Here is a 24,021-nt window from a genome sequence, read left to right as displayed (position 1 = left end):
CAGCTTCCTGCTCTTTAATCATCCCGATTATCTGTTCGTCTGAAAACCGTGAGCGTTTCATTGTCCATCTCCTACCAAGGATTGAACTCTACCAAAATCTGGAGGAGTTTGCGGGGCTCACGTCAATCCAAAAGCTCGAGATTATTAGCTAAAGTGCTTTTGTTAGGGTACAACTTGATCCATTATTTCACTGAATGCGCATGGTGCAGATAATAATGTCATTACCTTAGTATATGGTTTTGCTATTCTGGTGGCGATATTTTCTAAATGGCATTGTTGAGTGTCATTAAACTAGAAAAACTCATTGGCAACGCATTTGTGTATTATGGGTCCCGCCTGCTGCTCTTTAACCATGCTGATTGTCGGTTGTCGTAAAGTCGTGGCGCTTCAGTGATTGTCTACTACTTAGGGTTGGTTATTAGCAAAATATTATGGATTTTACAGGGCCGTGAATTCATTACCTATTTCGGTGGAGGCTTGATGAAGGCATCAGCGCGAATAATTAAGCTTATATATTGAATAATGATCACATGTAGTGACGCTTGTTCGGCACTTAACTGTGCTTAAGAGCTGATTAGTCTAGTCACGTATTGCCTTGCAGGTATAATTAACCTTCTCACGAACCTGAATATTTTAAATTGCGCGTTTTTCCTATAAAGATTGAAATACAGTTCAACTGTTTTTCTATCTTTGGATGCCGAAAATAATAACGGTAGTATACGGCATAAAGTGATTATTACACATGTATAAATTTTACCTGAAACTTCGACTAATTTTAGGTTGAAGGATTGATAATTCAATGTGTACTTTAGTTGTATTTTGATTTACTGCAACAGTGCATTAAATCAATTCGGGGTTATTTAAGAGTTCTAACTGGTAAGGCTACGCTAAAGTGAATGAGTCATCTACACCCACAATATAGATGGTGATCCTTAATGCATAAGGGTTTGATATAAAAAAATAAAATAAGAATTGAGTTGAATTATTTTTCAAATAATAGCTCCTAATATTTAGGGGTTTTTATTTAACATAGATATGCATAAAAGAAGTAGGAATAGATAATGGATAAATTTTTAATCAAATTGATACTGTTTAGCATATTCATTAATAATTATTAATATAAATACTTACTGTATAAATTTTATAATATTGCAAAGCAGTGTCATCAAACCCAGATTTTAGGGAAGCTTGATGGCGAGACAATCTATTAATACTGAAATTTATAAAGAAGAAGATCACGGTTACCATAAGGCGCTAAAACCACGACAAATTCAGATGATTGCCATGGGTGGTGCAATCGGTACAGGATTGTTTCTTGGAGCAGGTGAGCGTTTGGCACAAGCTGGACCTTCATTGGTTTTTATCTATGCCTTATGTGGTTTCTTTGCTTTTTTAGTATTACGGGCGCTAGGCGAGTTAATTATGCATCGCCCGACATCCGGCTCATTTGTGTCATATGCACGGGAATTTTACGGAGAGAAAATGGCTTTTGTCGCTGGCTGGATGTATTGGCTCAATTGGGCAATGACATCTATCGCTGATGTGACCGCTGTTGCGCTCTATATGAATTTCTTCAAACATTATGTGCCATGGCTGCAAGGCATCGACCAATGGATGTTTGCCATGACAGCACTTATTCTCGTTTTGTCGATGAATTTGCTGTCGGTGAAAGTGTTTGGTGAATTGGAATTTTGGCTTAGCCTGATCAAAGTTTTATCACTTGTGATCTTTCTAGCGGTTGGCATTTATTTCGTTGTCACAGGCACGCCGATTGACGGCCATCAGCCAGGTTTTAATCTTATCCATGATGCGGGTGGATTTTTTCCGCATGGCATATTACCCGCACTCGTCGTGATACAAGGGGTGGTTTTTGCTTATGCCTCAATGGAATTGATCGGTACTACTGCTGGTGAAACTGAAGATCCACGTAAAATTATGCCACGAGCTATTCGCACCGTCATCTATCGTTTGGTGATTTTTTATGTAGGGTCAGTTCTGTTGTTGACAATGTTGCTGCCATTTACCAGCTACAGCGCAGGTGAAAGCCCGTTTGTCACCTTTTTTAGCAAAATTGGTGTGCAAGGCGCAGATATCATCATGAATTTGGTGGTTCTAACGGCTGTTTTATCGTCATTGAATGCAGGGCTTTATTCAACCGGCCGGATATTGCACTCCATGGCAGTTTCAGGTTCTGCGCCATCTGTTTTGGCTAAGATGAACAAAAACGGCATTCCTTATGTTGGCATTGCCGTTACAGCTGTTGTGACTGCTATCGGAGTTGTGTTAAATGCGATTGTACCGGCTCAAGCGTTTGAAATTGCGCTTAATCTGGCATCCCTTGGCATCATTACAGCATGGGCTGTGATCATTTTATGTCAGTTGAAACTCTGGATAATGATCCGCAACCGGCAAGTTGCTGCGACCAGCTTTCCGATGTGTGGCGCGCCTTACACCGGGCTTTTAACACTTGTATTTTTGTTTGGCGTTTTGGTTCTAATGGCAGTCGATTATCCGGTTGGTTCATGGACCATCGGCTCATTACTTGCCATTATTCCGGCGCTGATCATTGGCTGGTATTCCATGCGTGCCCGCATTTATCGTTTGAATAAAAACAGGTTATATTGATGATGCCTTTTTAATTATCACTAACAAAAAATAGCTATGTAATAGTTGATATTGAGTATTTTTAATTTTGTTGCCCTAATAATATTACTGATGTTTTATATTTTGGGAGAAGTGAATATGAAATTAAAAAAACTAATTTTCTTTACAACTCTTATTATACCTACATTTAGTTCAGCTTTGATTGCTCATGCAGGACAAGCGAATGGTACCTTACAAGTTAAGGCGCGCATTACCGGTGGATGTACGCTTACAAATACGTCGGATGCTATTCTTGATTTTGGAGTAGTTGAAGAAGTGACCGACCTAACTGAAATCGTTAAATCCGATGATGATGTGAGTATCCAGATTCAATGTTCTAATGGTATTGATTATTCCATTGGTTTGGGAGGAGGGCTCAACCCTGTGGGTGGCACAGATACCCCTCTTATGCGCGCTATGACATTTGAGAATGAAAAACTTCCATATCTTTTGTGGACTAGTCCAACAATGGAAGTAGAATGGAATCTGCGTGACAGAGTATATGGAACAGGAAACGGTAATATTCAAAAGTATCCAGTTTATGGTAATCTTTATCCGAATGGAATACTAAAGCCGGGCGATTATACGGATACTGTAACAATTGAAGTTAAATATTAATTTTTGATACGGAGTATTCGTATGAAAGTTAATTGCTCAATTGTTGTGTTTTGTTTTGCATATTTATTTTTCCCTTATTCATCACAAGCTGCCGCTTTACAAGTTTCGCCCGTATCACTCGACTTAACAGTGCCAGAGCGAGCGGCTTCGGTAAAATTGCGCAATGACAGCTCAGAGCCTACCAACGTGCAGGCACGTGTTTTTATCTGGACGCAGGTCAATGGCGAAGATCAGTTAACCCCTGCCGTTGATGTTATAGCAACGCCGCCGGCGGTGAAAGTCCAACCAGGGAAAACCTATACAATACGAGTGACGCATCTTGAGGGTTCGGCCAAACAACCGGAGGAAAGTTATCGTCTTTTGATCGACGAATTGCCGGACATCAATGTGCGCCGTCGTAATGCCTCGGTTAATATGGTGGCACGTTATTCTTTACCGGTTTTCTTTTCAAAGCGGTCGGCTGCCAGTGACCTGCAATGGAAAGTACGCCAGCATGGTAAAAACGTACAAATTACGGCTACGAATACCGGAACACGCCACGCAAAAATTGCCAACTTAATGGCTGTTGCCGGCAATAAACAAATCAGTTTTGGGCGTGGTCTTAATGGCTATGTTCTGGCCGGTAGCACTGTGCAGTGGGAGGCAAAAGCCGGCAAATTCAAGCAAGGCGATCAGCTGACAATTACAGCCAAAGGGGACGATTATGCGGTTAAAGCAACTGCGGTGGTATCTGGAGGTTAAAGACCAAGCCTTTCCCTTGTTTGGGTGTCTGCTTGTTGCAGGCACCCAGATTGCTCAGGCACAAGAACAAACGACCACCATACCTTTAATACACGACCTCATTCTTGAGGTTGTGATGAATGAACATCCAACTGGTATTTTAGCTGCTTTTAAACGTGAGCCAAACGGAAAAATACAAGCAAAACCTGCTGAACTGCAATTAGCGGGTCTTAAGCCGGATAATCGGCTGACGAATAAAGACGGATTTATTAATCTCGACAATTTGTCAGGTGTTTCCTGGCGCTATGATGAAGAAGGGCAGCGGATATTATTTCAAGCTGTTGATGCTGCCCGTATCCCTAATAAGATTGAAATTGGACTGAGGCGAGAAAAACCTGATTTTTCCAATTTACATGTTAGTCCGGCATTTATTTTAAACTATACAATCCATGGGGCCACCGGATGGGGCACGTCATCGCATAAAAATTTTAGCGGTAGTTTTGATGCGCGTTTTGTTTCTTCACTTGGTGTGTTGTCGACAACGGCTTTAGGGCGGTTTAATCCTGATGTTCATGAAAAAAATACGCTTGGGCGCGATATAACCCGATTGGATAGTGCATGGCGATATACAGATCCGGAGCACGCAATTATTTACCAATTAGGCGATGGCGTTTCAGGTGGTTTGGGCTGGACATCATCCTGGCGCTTTGGTGGGGTGCAGATCAGGCGCAATTTTAGTCTTAGACAGGATTTAGTTACAGCACCTGTACCAAGTCTGGCAGGAACAGCTTCCGTGCCATCGACGCTTGACCTCTATCTCAATAATATCAAAGTTTATTCTGGCGATGTGCCAGCTGGGCCTTTTGATTTTAGCGGTCTTCCCTTCATGAATAAAGGCGATGCCAGCATTGTTTTACGCGATGCCTTGGGTCGTGAAATCAGAACCCAACACCGTTATTTTTATAATTCCGATATGCTGAGCAAAGGCGTTTTGGATTTCTCTGCTGAGCTTGGTTTTCCGCGCTTACGCTATGGTGACAGTTCATTTGATTATGCCAATGATCCGGCAGGTTCATTCAGCTTGCGCTATGGTTTAAGCAATCAATTAACCCTTGAGGGGCATGCGGAGGCCATTCGTGGTTTATGGAATGGCGGAATCGGATTGGCCACCAGTCTTGGTGGTTTTGGAGCTGTAAGTGCGGCTTTTGCTGGCAGCCATTATAGTCAGCATGGGAAGGTCGAAAATGGCGGGCGTTTATCGCTCGATTATTCCACGGCCTATAAGAATGTTTCTTTTTATGCCAATTATAGCCAAAGCTTTGGCCAATATAACACGATCGGACTGGTGGTTGACCGTGAACAAGGGGATAAAGCCCCTTTGTCAGCACGCGCAAACAGCGTTTTGAGTGTTGGTGTTGCGTTTCCGCTTGTGTTTGATCCGTCTTATCTCAACATCAATTATTCCCGTGTGCGTGGCGAAACAGAGGCTGATAATGCAAGCTTGCTTAATCTTGGCTGGTCGCGGACAATTTTTGACCGGATATCGCTTTATGTCAGTGGCTATGCGGATTTACAAAAACATCATAATTTTGGTGTTTTTGCCGGTGTGAGTATACCTATGGGCAAAAGCAATATGAATGCTTCGGTCAGTGCTTCAAAAGACAATATCGACACCGTATTATCGAAATCTGCATATTGGGGTGAGGCTCCGCTAAGCTGGACATTAAGGGATCGCGAAAGTTTCAACGGACAGTCCAGTCGTTCAGCAGCTATCAATTATCGCAGCCATGTTGGTTCTTTATCGGCATCGGTTGATCAGGCCGGCGGAGAGGGGCGGGTGACCGCAACCATGGACGGCGCTTTGATTATAGCGGGCGGCGGTATCTTTTTCGTCAATCGCGTAAGCGATGCTTTTGCTATTGTCAAAGGTGGCGGTGCGGATATGCCGGTTTTATTGAATGGTCGTCAGGTGGCGACGACTAATCAATCCGGCCATGCCTTTGTGCCTGATTTGCAATCTTATCAGAATAATACGCTGACGATTGACCCGACTAATTTAGCTGCCGACTTACAGCCGGAAGAAACACAAGCCATTGTTATGCCTGCTTATAGTTCCGGCGTGACGGTTGATTTCGGAGCGCATAAAATCAATGGCGCAACTGTTATATTGCATGATGCGGCTGGAAACGTTTTGCCGCTTGGCTCGGAAGTCATACAGGATGATAGTCAAAAAACATCGGTTATGGGGTATGACGGGCGTGTTTGGCTGACGGATTTGAACAGTCAAAACTCTCTTACAATTACCATGCCGGATGGCTTGGGAAGTTGCCACGCGAATTTTAGCTATCAGGAGAAATCGGGTGGATTACCGGAGATAGACGGTGTCACATGTTTATAAATAAAATGCATAATCTCTTCACATCCGTGAGAAATGCCGTTAAGCGCCTGTTGCTTGTGATCTTTTCTCTGGCATTGCTGATGACAGTGCCGCAGGCACCAGTTTGGGCGGCAAGTGGTATATGTGCGCTTAAATCTATCACTGATTTCGGCGAAACGCAGATCGATATGGTCGCCGATGAGATCGCCTCTGCCAGCGCAACAGTGGAATATAGCTGCAGTTCGCCGCAAAAATACGATACGATCCGTTTTTGCAACTATATCCAGCCTTTGCAGGCAGATTTGAGCAAGAAATATAGCGGGCGATTTTACCAAACACGACATGACAATGCCCGTTTGGCTTGGAAAATGCAGCTTAAAGATAATGAAACGCGGGTGCTTACAGATTGGCGGGAGGCTGGTCCGACTGCGGGTTGGGTGCATTATGTCAATACTTGGTCGCCGTCTGCTCCGGCAACTGTCGCTTCAAAGCAACTGACACTCAGCTACCTTAATCGTCAGCAACAAGATCATGTGCGTGCCGGACATTATAATACGTCTTATCAACTGGTGACTCGCTATAAATTTGGCCAGCAGCTAAATGGTGATTGCGATAACGGCATAGCGGATGCCGATGGAACAATCATTAGCCATTTTAATGTTAGTGCGACGGTTTTGAAAAACTGTCAGTTGGAAAATTTTCTCGACATTGATTTTGGCAAGCAAGATGCGCTGGCGCTTGGGCTTGGCGATAAATCCATCCGTGCTTATGGTAATATCGGCATTCGCTGCACGGAACAAACGCCCTATACGATCAGCATCAATAAAGGATCTAACGTCCGACAAGATGTAGCTCATATGAAAAGCAACAATGACTTATTGCCATATCGCTTGCTGCAACCGGGCTGTAAATTGAACTGGGATGATAAATCCACGCTTAGCGGAACGGGTAATATGGTCAATATGATTGATAATTATCAGGTCTGTGCCGAGTTGTTTGCCAAGCAAGGACAAATGCCGGCAGCAGGTTCTTATGCAGATACAGTGATTGTCACCGCTACATTTTAAGGGAATGGTTTAGCCAGTCGACATCAAAATGTGGCGGGGCATCAGCTCTGATGGAGACAAATTTTCCTTTGATGCGGAAGGTTTCTTCAATCAATCTGCTTTGTGCCAATCGATATGGTGTTCCGTTAAAAATTTGCTGACCTGCCTTCAGCAAGGTGATGCGGTCACAAATCGCCATCGCCTGATTAATATCATGGATCGACATGATAATGGTCGTGCCGCGCTCGCGGCTTAATTTGTAAACCAGATCAAGCACTTCGGCCTGATAGCCAATGTCGAGAAAACTGGTCGGTTCATCAAGTAGCAAAACCTCTGCTTCTTGTGCGATCGCCGCCGCAATCCATGCGCGTTGGCGTTCGCCGCCTGAAAGCTCGTTTAAAAAACGCTCACCAAAACCAGCCAAACCTGTGCTTTGCAATGCCCATTGAACAGCATCTTCGTCCTTTTGTTGATAAGCCTGCCACAGCCCGACATGAGAAAAACGTCCTTGGCGCACCAGTTGTGCGACTTTCATTTCATCAGGTGCAGCAGGGTTCTGCGGTAAAAAGGCAAGCCTGCGTGCCAGTATCCGGCGCGGCAAAGAATGAAGCGATATAGTGTTTAAATCAACATGGCCTGTATCGGGTTTAATTAATCCGGCGATTGTTTGAAGTGCGGTGCTTTTGCCCGAACCATTGGGGCCGATTAATGTACAGATTTCGCCCTTGTTCAGCTGCAAGTTAAATGCGCTGAGCGCTTTACGGTTTTTATAATGGACAGTCAGATGATGGCAATTTAAGTGCATGATATCTCAACGGGTTTTGCGCAGTAACAGGATAAAAAGCGGCGCGCCGAAAAAGGCGGTCATCACGCCGACGGGAATTTCTTCCGCCTGACCGATCAGGCGCGCTAAAAGATCGCCGGCCGTGACACTGATCATGCCAAGCAGGATGGTAAAGCTGAAGATCATCTGCGGATTCTTGCGCGCTAAAAAGCGGGCAAGATGCGGGACAACCAGACCGACAAAACTGATAGGGCCAACCGTGCCGACAGCACTGGCGGCAAGCAGACATGCAAGGCCAAGCGCAAGGGTGAAATGTTTTTGATAGGCTAGGCCGAATGAAGCCGCACTTTCTGCATTGAGTTTTAGCAATTCAAGCGGTCTGTGCAGGAAAAACAATGCTCCGAGACCAATAATTGTATAGGGTAGCAGTGTGCGTACATGCTCCCAGCTGCGGGCATAAAGGCTGCCAGCCAGCCATTCCAACATCACTTCCATGCGGTTTGAACCCCATCCGGCCAGGAGGCCAATGGCAAGTGCATGCAGAACGGCACCCACTGCTATGCCACATAAAGTGAGCCGCAAAGGCGACAGACCGGAACGGATAGCGAGACAATAAATGATAAATCCGGCGAATAATCCGCCAATGAGCGCAACGGATGGCAAATAGTGAAGTGGCATAACCGGTAATGCTGCCGAGCCATGATAATCTTGCGACATGGTCAGCAATAAAAACAAACTGACTGCAAAAGTGGCGCCTTGTGAAATGCCCATAATCGAGGGATCGGCCAGCGGATTGCGGGTGATGTTTTGCAGGATCAATCCGGCTACAGCCAGATGAAGACCGCTTAATGCACCGGTGATGATACGCGGTAGCCTAATATCAAGAATGATGGATTGCGTGTGACCTGAACCGGTGCCGGTGATACTCTTCCAGACATCTGTGAACGGGATATCTGCAACGCCTAAAAACACAGCAATAAACGGTGTTGCCAGCGCAAGAAAAACCCAAAAGCTAAACAGCCATATTTGTTGTTTTGTCTGGTTCATCGGCTATTTTCCGTCGATGAAATTGAGCGTTTTTGCGCCAGATAAATAAAGACGGGGCCGCCGATCAAAGCAGTGATGATACTGACGGGAAGTTCTTGCGGGGCGGCGATGGTACGGGCAATAATATCAGCAAGGCTGACCATAGAACCGCCGAGAAAAATACAGAAAATAAGAGTTTGTGTTTGGTTGTTTTGGCCTAAAAGCCGCGCAATATGCGGGGCTGCCAGCCCGACAAAAGCTACAGGCCCTGCCACTGGCACAATGCCTGCAACGGGCAGAATGGCTAAGATCAGCAGACACGGCTTCCAAAACCGGATGTCTAAACCCATGCTTGCTGCCATTTGCGGATCAAGAGACAATAATTCAAGCACGCGCCGGCAATAAAATGTGCCGCAAATGGCAATGATAACCCAAGGCAGCATGGGGGGGAGTTGTGGCCATGAGCGCCCTTGCAAGCCACCTGTCAGCCAGAATAACAGCGAGGGAACCTGTGCGCCGCTTGCCAGAATGAGATAGGTGGTGAGGGCATTTAAAAAGAGTGAAATACTGATGCCGCCAAGTGCCAGATGTAACGGGTTGTTTTGTCCATGACCGGCAATCAGCAGGGTTATGGCGGAGGCTGTTAATGCGCCAGCCATGCCGATAAACGGATAATAAACAGAGGAAATTGCAGGTAAATAAACAAAGCAAAACACAATAGGCGTGACTGCACCGGCAGTTGCACCGGTGAGCCCGGGGCCTGCGAGCGGATTGCGGGTGAGCATTTGCAACAAATAGCCGGAAACGGCAAGGCCGGCACCGGCGGTAAAAGCTGCAAGACTGCGCGGCAGTCGCAATGTCCAGACCAGAATGGATTCTATTTGCCCATTGGGTGCAGTGAGGATCGGCCATAATTGTTGCAGCTTCAATGAGCGTGTACCCACAAGCAGCCCTGCTAAAATAATGAGAAGGCTGATAAGGCTCAGGATCAAAAGAGTTGCGCATATTTTCATATGCGCAACTCTTTTATGTGGGGAGAGGGCAGGCATCATGATCCGTCTTTGACAGCCATGAATTTTGCAGCTTCCGTCTTCACATCAATGGCCGGAAAAACCTCCGGATAGAGGTAATGAGCGGCTTCCCGCAGAACGATTTCGCGCGCAATCGGCCCATTGGTTTCGACCCAATGATCGCCGACATAATAAACCCGATGGTTTTTAACCGCTGATAATTCATTCCAGATCGGGTTATTTTCATGCGGGCGCTCAGTGCCGCCATCATAGACAAAAATGACTTCCGGATCTTTTTCCAGCATGGTTTCAAGGCTGACTTCTTCACCAAATTTGCCCGTGCTGGTCATGGCACTCATAATATTGTCACCACCCAATGCAGCAACAATGGAGGCGGCGGTGTTTTCGGTATGGAAAGAAAAAGGCGTGTCGCCTGCCCACATGATCTGAAAACGCGGATGCTTATCTTTTGGTGCTTGCGCGGCAAATTCCTGTAAATGGGTTTTAAAGGCAGTGTTTAATTCTTCACCGCGTGCCTGTTTACCAAACAGGGTTGCCAGATCGCTGACCTCTTTATAGCTCTCATCGAGCAATTCCATATTATAAGCGATATAGGGCGCGATCTTTTGAAATGCTTCGGCATTGGCCGCCGTATAACGGCGCATTGCAACGATCACATCCGGCTTGGCTTCAGCAAGCAGTTCCAAATTGGGTTTTGCCCGCTGGCCGATTTGTTGAATCGCAGCTGTTTTGCCCAGCAAATAATCAGGCTCGCGGCCTTTTTCCATATAGGTGGTGGCCACAGGCTGAATGCCGAGCGCAAAAGCAATATCAACACCAAGATAAGAAATGGCAGCGAGGCGTTCCGGCTGCTGGTTAAACTGGATTGTCGCACCGCGATCATCTGTGATGGTGATCGGTTTTTGAATATTGGCCTGTGCCGAGCTGGCCATTAAAACGCCGATAATAGCAGTAACGGCAAAAGGGTTAAGGTGTTTAAATAGCACTTTTTAAAAATCCTGATTAAATAAAAGATGAAACAGTTTTGGGTGATAGATTGAGTGCATGTAATTGACGGGAAAACTGCCTCCATAATAACAAGTTGGTGACTGCGAAACCGAGGCACAGCCCGCCCCAGATGCCGTAAGCCTCAGCATGGGTAAGTTTTGAGCTTAAAAACATGGCAGGGATGCCAACCAGCCAATAACCAATGATGGTGTTGCTTAATCCGGCGCGTGTATTGCCGATGCCGCGTAACAGGCCGATGCAGATATTTTGCGAGCCTTTTAAAAACTGATGTGCAATGGCAAACCACAATAAAATAGCTGCATAGCGATAGACTGCCGGATCCTGACCGGCTTTTAAAAACGGCTGCAGGACAATTTGCGGCATGAATATATAAATCAGAGCAATGAGCGCCATGGCGCTGAAGCTCAGAATGAAACTGCGTCTGGCTATCGCACCAACTTCATCCATATCACTTTTGGCAAATGTCCGGCTGACTAAGATTGAAGAGCCTTGCGACAGTCCGATATTGAATTGATAAACAATATAGGCAAGCTGATTGACGATATTGGAAGCCGCTAAAGCCAATGGCCCGAATGTGCCGATCAGAACCGTTGCAATGGAGGTGATTGCCGCTTCGGAGCCATAAGTTAAGGAAATCGGCAATCCCATTTTGGCAATTTTAAGAAGTGTTTCTCGTTTGGCACGGCACGGATTAAGCGCAAGCAGCGGACGCAATTCCTGATCAGTTTGCACAATACGCAAATAAATCAGAAAGCTTGCAAACTGCACTATAGTTGTCGAAAGGCCGATGCCTGCAAGGCCAAGCTTTGGCATGCCTAACAACCCGAAAATAAAAATGAAATTCAGCAAAGCATTGATAGCGACAGAGATGAGCGTCACCATCATCAATGATCCGGCACGGCGCATACCCACTGCAAATTGGCGCAAAACATTGAGCCACAACATCGGGATTAATCCGGGTGCAAGGGTCAGCATGATCGGTTGGGCGAGGGCGGTAATATCATCTGTTTGCCCGAGAAATCCCAAAACCATGCTCAGGCCGATGAGAAGAAATGCAGCTGCAATAGAAGTCAGGGTTGCGAGCAGCATGGAGCTACGCAACAGATTTTGCACTTCTTCTTTGGTTTCTGTGGCAAGCTCTGTGCTGCCGGATTGTTTTTCACCGCGCCCGATCGTACCCGCAGTCAGATTGCCGACACCTGTTATCATGCCCACGCACATGGTGCGCAATTGATTATATAAAAGTAGTGCCAAACCACCTGCCGCAACATGATGAAGCCCTAAAAAACCCATCATAAACAGATCAGTGCTGGTGAGTGCGACCTGAGAAAATTGAATGCCGATAATCGGTGCTGCCAGATTGAGAATATCGGCATAAGGACGCAATTCAGCACGCATAGATGATGTTCCTTGCGGCTTCAAGGTTTTTTGCAGCGAGTGTGCAGGAGGCTTGATAGCTATCAAACCGCTGATGCAATTGTTGCTCTGTGCGCGGGTTTAGAAGATCGCGTTCGCGTAACCATGCATCATTATAAAAACTGTCGAGATATTTTTCGCCTGCATCGCAAACCAGCACCACCATTGTGCTTGCCTGTTCAACGAGATGCAGTTTTTGCAGAGCAGTATAAACGGCTGCACCGGCAGTGCCGCCAATGAGCAGGCCGGTGCGCCGTGCAACCACCCGCGCGGCAGCAAAAGCATGTTCGTCTGAAACAGTTAAACCGATATCGATAAATCTGTGGTCGACATTACTGCCGACGGTAAAACCATGCGGCGCACCAGCACCGCTTTGCCAATATTTATCCGGTTTGCCGCCGAAAATAATCGAGCCTTTGGGTTCAACACCAATGCTTTTCACATGTGAACCGCATTGGCGCAACTCTTTGATTGTGCCGCATAAAGTGCCGCCTGTACCAACTGCACCGATCAGATAATCAATCTCTGAACCACTATCGCGCAGTAATTCGGCAGCCAGTCCTTTATAGCCTGCATTATTATCGGGATTATAATGTTGATCCGGCCAGAAAGCGCCGGTTTGCGTGGCAATTTCTTGTGCTTTTTGTCGGCGCGCAACTGTGCTTGGGCCCCCATTCGTGCTTTTGACAAAGACAAGTTCAGCCCCTATGGCTTGCATGGCGCGCAATTTATCGGGCGCTGCATGGTCATCAACAATAGCGGTGAATTTATATCCGCGCTCGATGGCAATCAGCGCCAAGCCACTGCCGGTATTACCGGAGGTTGGCTCGACAATATGGCCGCCAGCTTTTAATTTGCCGTCGCGTTCGGCGCCGATAATCATTTCGCGCGCCATACGTACTTTGCACGAGCCGGTCGGATTTGTCTGTTCCAGTTTGAGCAGCAAGCGGCTGCCTGCACCGGTACGGGCAAGCTCCAGCATCGGCGTGTTGCCGATCAGGGCGCTTACCGATGTAACAATGGATGGAAATGGCTGATTATGGAGAAGGCTCATTGATCCATACTCCAATCAAGGCCATTTTCATTCAGCCAGACAATCACTTTTGGCGGCAAGGGAAGCTGATGGAAAGTGCTTTCATTTTTATCCATCTGATAACCGGCCGTGTTGGGATAGATAATCAGATCGCCATAGCGCGGGCGGGCGGGAAAACTGATTTTACGCCAGCTCAGCATGTCATATTCCATGCAACTGGAACCGCCGATGCAGGCAAGTATCGGTTGTTGCTCGCGCTCTTTGCCGCGTTGCACTAAATATGGATCCGGTAAAAATTCGCTGGCCTTCCACTGTTCGGAAAGGCTCATGCTCAATCCTGCCACTGTGATGATGCCATGTGCATCATTTTGCTTGAAGCCTTGCACCGGAAAAACACTCAAACCCGCACCATTGAGCAAAGCGCGGCCGGGTTCCATCAACAGGGTGATATCTGCCTGATTGAGGGCTTGTGCAAAATTTTGTTCGCCCTTTTTGCTTTGTAAAATTGCATCCAGCATTACCGCGCCTGTGGGTGCTTGATGATAGGGATAGAATTTTGTGAATGTTTTACCACCGTGAAACTGGGCAGGGTTCAGGTTTTTCTGGAAATTATCCCAGTGCTCTTTGGTGGTATATGCACAGGCAAAGCCACCGCCGATTGAAATGGAATGCGCAGCCAATCCCATTTTTCGCGCTTCAAGACATTGCTCAATGAGCTGAAAACCAAGTTTTGCGCACGGGAGAACATCATAGCCATCAAGATGGAAAGAAAAACCTTCCATAGTGATGAGATGACTGTTTTCGACGCATTTTTGCAAAGCAATTTGCAAGTCCGCCGGATTCAATCCGAAACGGCTATCGGGAAATTCCGGTGGTAAAACGCGCAATAATATCCGTAAGGGTTGGGTTACATCTGCTGTTTCCAGCGCACGTTGCAATTCGTCCAAAGCATCGATGGCAACAAGCGCATTATGCTGGCACGCAAGCTGAAGCAGATCGTTGCTTTTAGCCGCACCACTCACGCCAATATGCGTTCCTTTAATGCCGCAGGCTAAAGCATGGGCAAATTCCGCTATGCTTGCAACATCGGCAAAACCGTTAAAAAGTGCCGCAACTTTGAGCCAAATAGCGGCTTTATTGGCCTTTTTTGCATAGAAAACATGGCCACTGACCTGATGTTTTTGTAAAATATTTTCAAACTCAGTGAGATTATGGGCAAAACTTTCCGGCTCAAGCAGGTGGAAAGGCCCTTCAACAATACCGAAAATTTGTTCAAGAAATTCAGTGTTTTGAAGGGTTGTTTCCATCCATGGTGCTTGTATCGGCGGAAGGCTTGAATGGTTTATGTCCATAACTCAATCCTTGTGCCACGGCCTGCTGCAATTGCGCGGGTCGCAAGCGCATGGGCAACCGGAATATCGGTGATAATCATGCCGCTGCTGAAGGCAAAAACGCGATCGGTTGCGGCATTGCGGCCAGGTTTGCGGCCACTGATAATGTCAGGCAGTTCCGCATCACTTTTAGCAATACCATCGGCTCCGGCGAGCCTTTTGCCGGTGACACCAAGCTGGCCTTCACTGGTGGCAATGGCATAGTCGGCTTCATCTAATGCACCACTTGCAACGCCTTTGCTTGCAACGGAAATCAGCAAGCCGCCCTGTTTCATCCAGCGGGTTTGAATCTTGGGGTGTGCCGCACGCCCTGATGCAGCAACAACTATATCGGATTGGGCAACCGCTTCCGGCACATCGTCAACAAGCTCAATTTCGCGGTCGGGAAAATATCGCGCAAAGGTTTTAAGAGTTAGAGCAATTCCGTCGGGATGGGTGCCGAAAAGGCGCAAATATTTTAAAGACGGCAAAGCCGTCAACAAATAAGGCAGCGTGTTGATACCTTGGGCGCCGGTGCCAACCATCAGTGCCGATTGCGGATTTTCCACCGCGCAATATTTGGCAATAATCGCTGTGGTTGCCGGTGTTCGTGAGCCGCCGACACGATGGCAATCCATCAGCGCATAGGGCATGCCGGTTGTGTCATCGTAAAGACTGATAGTGGTGTAATATTTATCGGCATTATCATTGCCCTGCCGATAAGAGGTTTTAAAGCCCAGTTGCTGTAAGTCACCGTCATAACCAAGCATGGAATAAGAGACAGAGTCCCGCTCAATATTCGGCAATGGCATCATCAGTTTGGTCGGGCAGCGGGATTGGCCTTGCGCATAAGAATGATAGGCGTTTTCGACTAATTGAATAACGTCTGCCGGTGCCAGTTCAATATCAGCTAAGTCTTTTCTGGATAAAATATGAAGTGCAGGCGTGAATAAATATTGCTTGGACATCGACATGTCTTTCAGATCAATAAAGTGAAATAAATTAGGTCTTAGAAATAAAAAAATCAGGTTATTCTTGTTGCAATTCGTGCAAAGGAATATCGCAGGCCGGTAGCGGTTCTTTAAAAATATGGCGGGTGGTTTTATAAGGAAATTTGTTGCCGCTTTTTGCCATTTCGATGATTTGATGCGGCGTGATGATTTCTCCGGCACGCCATGCACAGACATCAACTTGGGTATAATCCAGCAATACAACAGGCATGCGCTCGAGTTTGAGCCTTTTTGCAATGCTGAGCCGATGATGACCATCCATCACAAATAAGCTGTGTTTATGGACACAGACAGGGATGATCCAGCGACCGCAGGCTTTTATAGCTTGCTCCAGTTTCAGGGCGCGATGTTCGTTAATTTCTTCCGTTGGTGTTAATTTGTCGGGTGCTACAAGAATATAATTATCATTACATAGCCTCATACGTTTCTCCGTAAGGCAATGATTTTAAAAATGAATTTTACGTAATAAACTTTAAATTAGGATAGACTAATATGATGGAGAGTCAATAATAATATGATATAAAAAATCAAGTTATTATTGCTCCCAATTAGATGCCAATAAAAAAGCCGGAATATACTATACTCCGGCTATCACATTCTTTTGTGTGCTAAATTATACTAGCCATCAAACAACGTGCCATCAGAAATATCGATACCAAAGGCAGTGCCTGCAAAAACCAACAGGCAGATAAGCGCTTTCTTCTTGAGATTGGCTTCCAGAAAATGGATTGAAACTTGGCGATAAATATTGCTGGCAATTTGCTTTTTGTTCATCCGGTTCAGTTTTGAGAACCATGCCCGCAGCGGGATGAATGTTTTGTCGCCGATACCATCGATCAAAACCATAGTGCGGGACTTTTCATCAAACACGATATTGTCGAGATGCACATCGGCCGCAACAATTTTGCTGTTTACAAACCAGTTTAAAAAATCATTCAACGCAGCATGGCTTTTATTGTCATAATGGCCATGCGTAATCATTTCGCGCAGGGTCATCGCTAATTCACCATTTTCACGGCAAACCGCTTCAACCACAATGCCGTTGCCTTGTTCGGTTTTGGCGACGCTGATAAAATTTTGCAAATGCTGAGTTGTGCTGTCACCTTCATTGGCGACGCGCTGATATTCACGCACTTCACGCAATAGTGGAATGGTCTGCTTATAATAGCTTCTCATACGCACCAGCAATTTCCATTTGCGGAAAAAACGGCGTGGAGACGGTGCTTTTTTCTGAACTTTAAGCAGCAATTGCGGTTCATGCGAAATTGCATAAACATTGCGGGAGCGACCGGCGGCAATCGGTTGCTTTGAAATTGTGATATTACCCAGACTATTTGAGGACTGGGATATTTTAGAAATTGGTAACAACAACATTTGATTGCCGGACTTTGGGAAGTTTGAAAAGCCGCTTTGAGGCTTCAAGTGATGAATTTATTCTGGCAACGTTTAAAAACGTCTGGTGCAGAGCATCAGTCTATAGTTGCATTCGAATGTCATGTTTTCAAGAAATATAATAAAATATCACATTTATGTGATGCTTAACTTGGCGCTAATCCACTGAAAATATTGATTAGAGCGGATTATCTGACCATTGTTGCTGTTTTTGAAAACCTGCCGGTAAAAGTTTCACCGGCGGGTTCATTTTATTATACAGGCTGAATATCAACCAGTGTTTCTGCTTGTTCGGAAAATTCGACAGCATAAGCCAGTTCGCCCGGTGCTCCGGCATAAACCTTGAACAAAGATTGTCCTTTTTTCACCGGATCACCAAGTCTTACATCCATATAGATGCCTGCACCTGTTGAGCGTGGCGCACCGGCAAGCTTGGCGACACGCGCCAGATTGCGATTATCGATATTGCTGACCACACCATCAAATGGCGCTGTCACCGTATAGACATGGTCGCCCACTTCAGGGATATTCAAACCGCCTTGCGCAATGCAGATATCGCGAAATTTTTCCCATGCACGGCCATTGGCAATGGTTTGAAGCGCGAGAGCCGTGCCTTCGCCTTTTGCCGCCACGCCGCCGATTTCCAGTGCAAGACCGGCCAGAACAGCTGCGCGCTCTCGTAAATCCTGCGGTGCATTTTCTTCATTGCGCAACACGGCCAGCACATCAAGGGCTTCAAGTGCGGGACCGATGCCTTTACCCACCGGCTGAGTGCCGTCGGTATAAACGCAAGCAACCGTCAGGCCAAACTCTTTACCAACAGTTGTAAGCAATTCGCTGAGCTGGTCTGCCGCTTCGATGCTTCTAACCTTGGCTGTCGGGCCGATTGGGATATCGATCACGACATGGGTGGAACCGGCCGCGACTTTTTTCGACAATACGGAAGCGACAAGCTGGCCTTCGGTATCAATATCAAGATCGCGCTCGATACGGATAAAGACATCATCGGCAGGGCTGAGCTGCACTGCGCCACCCCATGCCATGCAGCCGCCTTGTTCGCGCACCACTTTTTTCAGTTTATCGAGTTCCAGATCAACCGGTGTCATGGTTTCCATCGTGTCTGCAGTTCCGGCAGGGGAAGTGATGGCGCGTGAGGATGTCTTGGGCATAGTGAGCCCGTGCGCGGTGACAATGGCAACAACAAGCGGTGTGGTGCGGTTGCCCGGCAAACCGCCGACACAATGCTTGTCGAGAACAATGTCTTTGTTCCAGTCCAAGCGCTCACCGGCACCAATCATGGCTTTGGTCAGATAGATGGTTTCTTGTGTATCAAGCGGCGGTGTGGCGCTGGCAGTCAGGAAGGCGGCCAGATGCACATCCGTGTAACGGCGTGCCACCACATCATCGATAATCGCGCTGATGCCTTCATAATCGAAGCGGTTGCCATAAATACGGCTGCGAATATGGGAAAGTGAAGTGAGCGCCGGCGGGTGGCTCACTTCCACTTCGTCACCTTCTTCAACGCCTAATAAATCCCATGCCGTTTGCGACATGCCGATGGTATCAAGTTCTAGCAATTCACTGTCGATTTGCAAAAGCTCTGCATAGATGGAGCGGTCACCGGCATAAACCTGCACATGCGAGCGAGAAGAAAGCCCCGCCGAATGACAGGCGGGACAATCCGTGCGCATGATCACTACCGCCTGATCATGGGTAAAAAGCCCGAGGCGTCTGGCTTTCAGCGGCGGGTGATCGCAATGAACGCGGCTCATAGTTTGAATTCCTGATCCTGACGCGGAACAACACTCTCCCAGCCAAGTTCACGGCCGATAAGAACGCGCAAGGCTTCTGAAGCATCCGGTTCACCATGCACGATGAAGGTTTTCTTCGGCGGAATACGGAAGCCGGAAAGCCAGCGGATCAGCTCTTTGGCATCGGCATGGCCTGAAAGTGTATCAATTTGCGCCACTTCCGCATTAACCGGCACCCACATGCCATGGATTTTCAGTTCTTTTGCACCTTCGCGTAACGCACGCCCGCGTGTGCCTGCTGCCTGAAAACCAGCCAGCAAAATAGTGTTTTTGATGTCAGGCGCATAGTTCTTCAAATGGTGCAGAATACGGCCGCCGGTTGCCATGCCGGAAGCAGAAATAATCACTTTCGGATATGGATTATTATTGATGGCTTTTGAATCTTCCACATCCTCGGTGTAACGCGCGATCTTGTAAGCTTCGCGGGCTTCATCCGGTGTCAGCTTATGATCATCCATGTGACGGCTCATCATAGTGGTTGCATCAATGGCCATCGGACTATCGAGGAAAATCGGCACAGCACTTAAACGGCCAGCTTGTTTCAGCTTCCAGAAATAATAAAGCAGTTCCTGCGCACGGCCAACCGCAAAGGAAGGGATTACCAATGTGCCGCCACGCTGAACAGTTTTTTCGGTGATGGCACCAAGTGCTTCCGCCGGATCGGTATGATCATGCAGTCGGTTGCCATAGGTGGATTCCACCACCACATAATCTGCTTCTTCCGGGGTGATCGGATCGGGCATCAAGGGATGATTGTAACGTCCGATATCACCAGAGAAAACAACGCGCTTGCCTGCCCAATCGATCTGCACATTGGCAGCCCCTAAAATGTGACCGGCATAGCGGAAACGGAATTGCAGATCATCGAGAATAGTGATGGTCTGATCAAATTCCACACGGGAGAAATGCCCTAATGCATTTTCGGCGTCACGCGCATCATAAAGCGGCAATGCCGGAGCGTGCTTGGTCAGTTTATGGCGGTTGAGGAAGTCGGCGTCTTTTTCCTGCAAATGGCCGCTATCTTTGAGGATCAGCTCCGCCACATCGCGGGTGGCGGAGGTGGAGTAAATCTTGCCGCGAAAACCCTGCTTGACCAGACGGGGCAGATAGCCGCTGTGATCGAGATGGGCATGGGTTAAAATTACCGCATCAATATCGCGCGCGGCAATGCTTAAATTTTCCCAGTTCAGCTCGCGTAGGTTTTTGAAACCTTGAAACAAGCCGCAATCAATCAGCACATTGTGCTTGCCATTGGAAAGCAGATGTTTGGAACCGGTCACGGTGCCCGCAGCACCTAATGGTTTGAGTGTCAGCATCATGCGCTCTTTTCTGCCTTTGGGGTTTGGGTTGCGGCAAATTCATTGATGCCTTCCACCAGCAATTCGGCAACAGAAATGCCGTTACTGATATGTGGCACGCAATCGGTGGAGACGACTTTTTCTGCAATCGCGCTTAAGCGCTGATAGGCATCATCGGCAAACAGCCCGTGAACGACAACACAAACAGGCTTGGCAAGACCTTGGGCTTGCAGCTGTTTGGCAGCTTCCACCATTGTGCGGCCGGAAGAGGCAATATCATCCACTAAAACCGGTGTCCGGCCTTTCCATTGCGAGAGATCGCCCATGTGAATTTCCACATTGCGGTCGCCGTAACGGGTTTTGCGTAAAACTGTGAAAGGCGCACCGGAGAGTTCGCCGATCTGGCTTACCCATTGTTCGCTTTCTTCGTCGGGGCCAATCAGCAAAGGCTTTTCAATGTTCTGGCTGATCCATTTGGCCAATACCGGTGCAGAGGCCAGATGCGTGGCGGGGATGGTGTAAATTTCCGACAAAGAATGATAGCGGTGCAGATGCGGGTCGATTGTCAGCAAACTGTCAAATGATGAGGAAACAAGGCGTGCAAATGTGCGCGATGTAATGGCTTCACCTGCTTTGAAACGAATATCCTGACGCATATAGGCCAGATATGGCGTTACCAGATTGACGGAGCGGGCGTTGAATTCACGCGCGGCATCAGCTGCAAAAACAACAGCCAGAAAATTGTCGTTCGGATGTGCCAGTGTGCAGATCAGATCAACATGACGTCCCTCGACATCATCCAGAAAACGCACATAGCTTTCACCATCGGGAAAGTGGCGGGTTTCCAATGCACCAAGCTGGAAATTACCGGCAGCAGCAATAGCGGCTGCGAGTTCTTCATTGCCGGGCAAAGGAATAATCAGACGTTTCTCAACAGAGTTAGAAGCCATGTTAGCTCATCCGTTTATTGTTGATTTTTAAATAACGAGAATGAAATAAGCAAAACAGGAGCGGGCAATAATGCCCGCTCCTTTTGTCGGCAATTAAGCTTATGTGTCGCGCTTATGCGGCCATTTCCAATCGCGCACTTCCGGCATGTCTTCGCCATGTTCACGCACATAGACATGGTGCTTTTGCAGCTTCTCATTGAGCGAAGCGATCAGCGGCTCGGCAATATCAGCGGCCAAAGGCAGACGCTTGAGCGCCTCAATTGCCAAGTGATAGCGGTCAAGCTCGTTCATCACTGCCATATCGAACGGCGTTGTGGTGGTGCCTTTTTCGATAAAGCCGCGAACGTGGAAGTTCGGATGGTTGGTGCGCTTATAAACCAGACGATGGATGAGATATGGATAGCCGTGATAGGCAAAAATCACCGGACGGTCTGTGGTGAAAAGCGCATCGAATTCACTGTCGTCAACACCATGCGGATGATGCTGCGGTGATTGCAGCGCCATCAGATCAACAATATTGACAACGCGAATGCGCAAATGTGGCAATGCTTCACGCAGCATGGCTGTGGCGGCCAATGTTTCCATGGTCGGCACATCACCGGCGCAAGCCATCACCAAATCCGGCTCCATGCCGTCTTCGCTACCAGCCCAATCCCATTTACCAAGACCGGCTTCGCAATGTTTTACTGCTTCATCCATGGTGAGCCATTGTGGTGATGGCTGCTTGCCGGCCACAATCACATTCACGCGGTTCCATGTTTTGAGGCAGTGATCGCCCACCCAAAGCAGCGTATTGGCATCCGGCGGAAAATAAACGCGCACAATATCGGCGCTCTTATTGGCAACCAGATCAACAAAGCCGGGATCCTGATGGGAGAAACCATTGTGATCCTGACGCCAGACATGGGAGGTCAGCAGATAGTTGAGCGAGGCCACCGGCTTGCGCCATGGCAGTTCGCGTGCCACCTGCAACCATTTGGCGTGCTGGTTGAACATGGAATCCACAATATGGATAAAGGCTTCATAGCAGGAGAAGAAGCCGTGGCGTCCGGTGAGTAAATAGCCTTCCAGCCAGCCCTGACACAGATGCTCACTCAAAACTTCCATCACGCGGCCATCCGCGGCCAGATGGTCGTCACTATCTAAAGTTTCAGCCATCCAGACACGGTCCGTTGCTTCAAAAACACTGCCCAAACGGTTGGAGGCGGTTTCATCAGGCCCGAAAACGCGGAAGTTTTTTTCTTCATCATTGAGGCGGATGACATCCCGCAGATAGTCGCCGAGGATTTTGGTGGTTTGTTCTTGCACCGCACCCGGTTCGGTGACATTGACCGCATATTTGCGGATATCCGGTGTGTTTAGCTCTTTACGCAACAAGCCGCCATTGGAATGCGGAATGGCGCTCATGCGCTTTTCGCCATCCGGTGCCATTGTGCGCAGCTCCGGTTTCAGCTTGCCGCTTGCGTCAAACAGATCTTCCGGATCATAGCTGCGCATCCAGTCTTCGAGGATTTGGCGATGCGCATCATCGGCGCGGCAATTGGCGACCGGCACCTGATGGGAGCGCCAATGGTCTTCCACCATTTTACCGTCAACCACTTTTGGCCCTGTCCAGCCTTTCGGGCTGCGCAGAATAATCATCGGCCAGCGCGGACGCTCCGGTGATTTGATATCGGCTTGATTTTTAATCGCTTTGATGCGGTCAAAAGCCTTGTCGAAAGTCGAGGCCATTTGCTGGTGCATGGCTTCCGGCTCATGGCCTTCTACGAAAAACGGCTCATAGCCATAACCGGTGAAAAGGCTGTGCAGATCTTCATCTGACATACGTGCAAGCAATGTCGGATTGGCAATTTTATAGCCGTTGAGATGCAGGATCGGCAGCACCGCGCCGTCACGCTTCGGGTTGAGAAATTTGTTGGAATGCCATGCGGCAGCCAATGGGCCGGTTTCGGCTTCACCATCACCCACAACACAGGCAACCACCAGATCAGGATTGTCAAAAGCTGCGCCAAAGGCATGCACAAGCGCGTAGCCAAGCTCGCCGCCTTCATGAATGGAGCCCGGTGTTTCCGGTGCCACATGGCTTGGAATACCGCCGGGGAACGAGAATTGGCGGAAAAGCTTTTGCATGCCTTCCACATCTTCGGTGATGTCGGGATAGGTTTCGGTATAAGTGCCTTCCAGATAGGTATTCGCCACCATGCCGGGGCCACCATGACCGGGGCCGCAAACATAAAGCACATCTTCATTGCGCTCTTTAATGATGCGGTTGAGATGCACATAGATGAAGTTCAAACCCGGGGTGGTGCCCCAATGGCCAAGCAGACGCGGCTTGACATGTTCAGGCTTTAACGGCTCACGCAGCATCGGATTTTGCATCAGATAAATCTGGCCGACAGAAAGATAATTGGCAGCGCGCCAATAGCGGTCGGTGAGTTTTAGCTGTTCAGGGGAAAGGGGCTGGGCGCCAGTCTGATTATTCATTCCG

19 protein-coding genes are annotated in these 24,021 nt (G+C 47.8%); 5 read left to right on the top strand and 14 right to left on the bottom strand.

Features of this window, described 5'->3' with window-relative positions; translation table 11 throughout:
- Positions 1 to 1,191: 1,191 nt before the first annotated feature.
- From ABDZ76_RS14865 to ABDZ76_RS14845, 5 genes are all read left to right on the top strand, one after another.
- On the top strand, positions 1,192 to 2,625 hold the full coding sequence (locus ABDZ76_RS14865) for an amino acid permease (RefSeq protein WP_343807054.1): 1,434 nt from the start codon (positions 1,192 to 1,194) through the stop codon (positions 2,623 to 2,625).
- A 117-nt stretch (positions 2,626 to 2,742) separates the two neighbouring features.
- Positions 2,743 to 3,261, top strand: coding sequence for a Csu type fimbrial protein (locus ABDZ76_RS14860; protein ID WP_343807051.1), 519 nt, complete (start codon positions 2,743 to 2,745; stop codon positions 3,259 to 3,261).
- Between the two features lie 21 nt (positions 3,262 to 3,282).
- On the top strand, positions 3,283 to 4,002 hold the full coding sequence (locus ABDZ76_RS14855; RefSeq protein WP_343807048.1) for a fimbrial biogenesis chaperone: 720 nt from the start codon (positions 3,283 to 3,285) through the stop codon (positions 4,000 to 4,002).
- Positions 3,965 to 6,379, top strand: coding sequence for a fimbria/pilus outer membrane usher protein (locus ABDZ76_RS14850; protein WP_343807045.1), 2,415 nt, complete (start codon positions 3,965 to 3,967; stop codon positions 6,377 to 6,379). Before ABDZ76_RS14855 ends, ABDZ76_RS14850 begins: the two co-directional genes overlap by 38 nt.
- An 80-nt stretch (positions 6,380 to 6,459) precedes the next feature.
- Positions 6,460 to 7,425 carry a Csu type fimbrial protein gene (locus ABDZ76_RS14845; RefSeq protein WP_343807042.1) on the top strand — a complete coding sequence of 322 codons (966 nt, stop codon included), beginning with the start codon at positions 6,460 to 6,462 and terminating at the stop codon, positions 7,423 to 7,425.
- On the opposite strand, the gene ABDZ76_RS14840 is transcribed toward ABDZ76_RS14845, so the two are convergent.
- The 14 genes from ABDZ76_RS14840 to ABDZ76_RS14775 form a co-directional block, all read right to left on the bottom strand.
- Positions 7,415 to 8,209, bottom strand: coding sequence for an ABC transporter ATP-binding protein (locus ABDZ76_RS14840; protein WP_343807039.1), 795 nt, complete (start codon positions 8,207 to 8,209; stop codon positions 7,415 to 7,417). The genes ABDZ76_RS14845 and ABDZ76_RS14840 overlap by 11 nt on opposite strands.
- A 6-nt stretch (positions 8,210 to 8,215) precedes the next feature.
- A complete protein-coding gene (locus ABDZ76_RS14835; protein WP_343807036.1) occupies positions 8,216 to 9,235 on the bottom strand; it encodes a FecCD family ABC transporter permease in 1,020 nt (339 codons plus the stop codon).
- On the bottom strand, positions 9,232 to 10,227 hold the full coding sequence (locus ABDZ76_RS14830) for a FecCD family ABC transporter permease (RefSeq protein WP_343807033.1): 996 nt from the start codon (positions 10,225 to 10,227) through the stop codon (positions 9,232 to 9,234). The genes ABDZ76_RS14835 and ABDZ76_RS14830 overlap by 4 nt, the downstream gene beginning before the upstream one ends.
- A gap of 35 nt (positions 10,228 to 10,262) precedes the next feature.
- Positions 10,263 to 11,177 carry an ABC transporter substrate-binding protein gene (locus ABDZ76_RS14825; protein WP_343807077.1) on the bottom strand — a complete coding sequence of 305 codons (915 nt, stop codon included), beginning with the start codon at positions 11,175 to 11,177 and terminating at the stop codon, positions 10,263 to 10,265.
- Between the two features lie 70 nt (positions 11,178 to 11,247).
- Positions 11,248 to 12,651: an MATE family efflux transporter gene (locus ABDZ76_RS14820; protein ID WP_343807030.1), complete on the bottom strand. Its 1,404-nt coding sequence runs from the start codon at positions 12,649 to 12,651 to the stop codon at positions 11,248 to 11,250.
- Positions 12,641 to 13,723 (bottom strand): PLP-dependent cysteine synthase family protein, encoded by a 1,083-nt coding sequence (locus ABDZ76_RS14815; protein ID WP_343807027.1) that lies wholly within the window; start codon positions 13,721 to 13,723, stop codon positions 12,641 to 12,643. The genes ABDZ76_RS14820 and ABDZ76_RS14815 overlap by 11 nt, the downstream gene beginning before the upstream one ends.
- On the bottom strand, positions 13,720 to 15,054 hold the full coding sequence (locus ABDZ76_RS14810) for a type III PLP-dependent enzyme domain-containing protein (protein WP_343807024.1): 1,335 nt from the start codon (positions 15,052 to 15,054) through the stop codon (positions 13,720 to 13,722). The genes ABDZ76_RS14815 and ABDZ76_RS14810 overlap by 4 nt, the downstream gene beginning before the upstream one ends.
- The gene (locus tag ABDZ76_RS14805; RefSeq protein ID WP_343807021.1) at positions 15,045 to 16,040 is read right to left on the bottom strand and encodes an ornithine cyclodeaminase; all 996 of its coding nucleotides are present in this window, start codon (positions 16,038 to 16,040) and stop codon (positions 15,045 to 15,047) included. Before ABDZ76_RS14805 ends, ABDZ76_RS14810 begins: the two co-directional genes overlap by 10 nt.
- A 61-nt stretch (positions 16,041 to 16,101) precedes the next feature.
- Positions 16,102 to 16,503, bottom strand: a complete 402-nt coding sequence (locus ABDZ76_RS14800) for a ParB N-terminal domain-containing protein (protein WP_343807018.1) — start codon at positions 16,501 to 16,503, stop codon at positions 16,102 to 16,104.
- 197 nt (positions 16,504 to 16,700) lie between these two features.
- A complete protein-coding gene (locus tag ABDZ76_RS14795) occupies positions 16,701 to 17,456 on the bottom strand; it encodes a YrbL family protein (RefSeq protein ID WP_343807015.1) in 756 nt (251 codons plus the stop codon).
- Positions 17,457 to 17,728: 272 nt separating this feature from the next.
- Positions 17,729 to 19,246, bottom strand: coding sequence for a thymidine phosphorylase family protein (locus tag ABDZ76_RS14790; protein WP_343807012.1), 1,518 nt, complete (start codon positions 19,244 to 19,246; stop codon positions 17,729 to 17,731).
- The gene (locus ABDZ76_RS14785) at positions 19,243 to 20,604 is read right to left on the bottom strand and encodes an MBL fold metallo-hydrolase RNA specificity domain-containing protein (RefSeq protein WP_425541771.1); all 1,362 of its coding nucleotides are present in this window, start codon (positions 20,602 to 20,604) and stop codon (positions 19,243 to 19,245) included. Before ABDZ76_RS14785 ends, ABDZ76_RS14790 begins: the two co-directional genes overlap by 4 nt.
- A complete protein-coding gene (locus ABDZ76_RS14780; RefSeq protein ID WP_343807009.1) occupies positions 20,601 to 21,533 on the bottom strand; it encodes a ribose-phosphate pyrophosphokinase in 933 nt (310 codons plus the stop codon). Before ABDZ76_RS14780 ends, ABDZ76_RS14785 begins: the two co-directional genes overlap by 4 nt.
- 99 nt (positions 21,534 to 21,632) lie before the next feature.
- On the bottom strand, positions 21,633 to 24,017 hold the full coding sequence (locus ABDZ76_RS14775) for a phosphoketolase family protein (RefSeq protein WP_343807006.1): 2,385 nt from the start codon (positions 24,015 to 24,017) through the stop codon (positions 21,633 to 21,635).
- Between the last annotated feature and the right edge of the window lie 4 nt (positions 24,018 to 24,021).

Origin of the sequence: Paenochrobactrum glaciei, from assembly GCF_039522165.1 — a bacterium.
GTDB classification, from domain to species: Bacteria; Pseudomonadota; Alphaproteobacteria; order Rhizobiales; family Rhizobiaceae; genus Paenochrobactrum; species Paenochrobactrum glaciei.
This window is presented reverse-complemented; position numbering and strand designations above follow the sequence as displayed.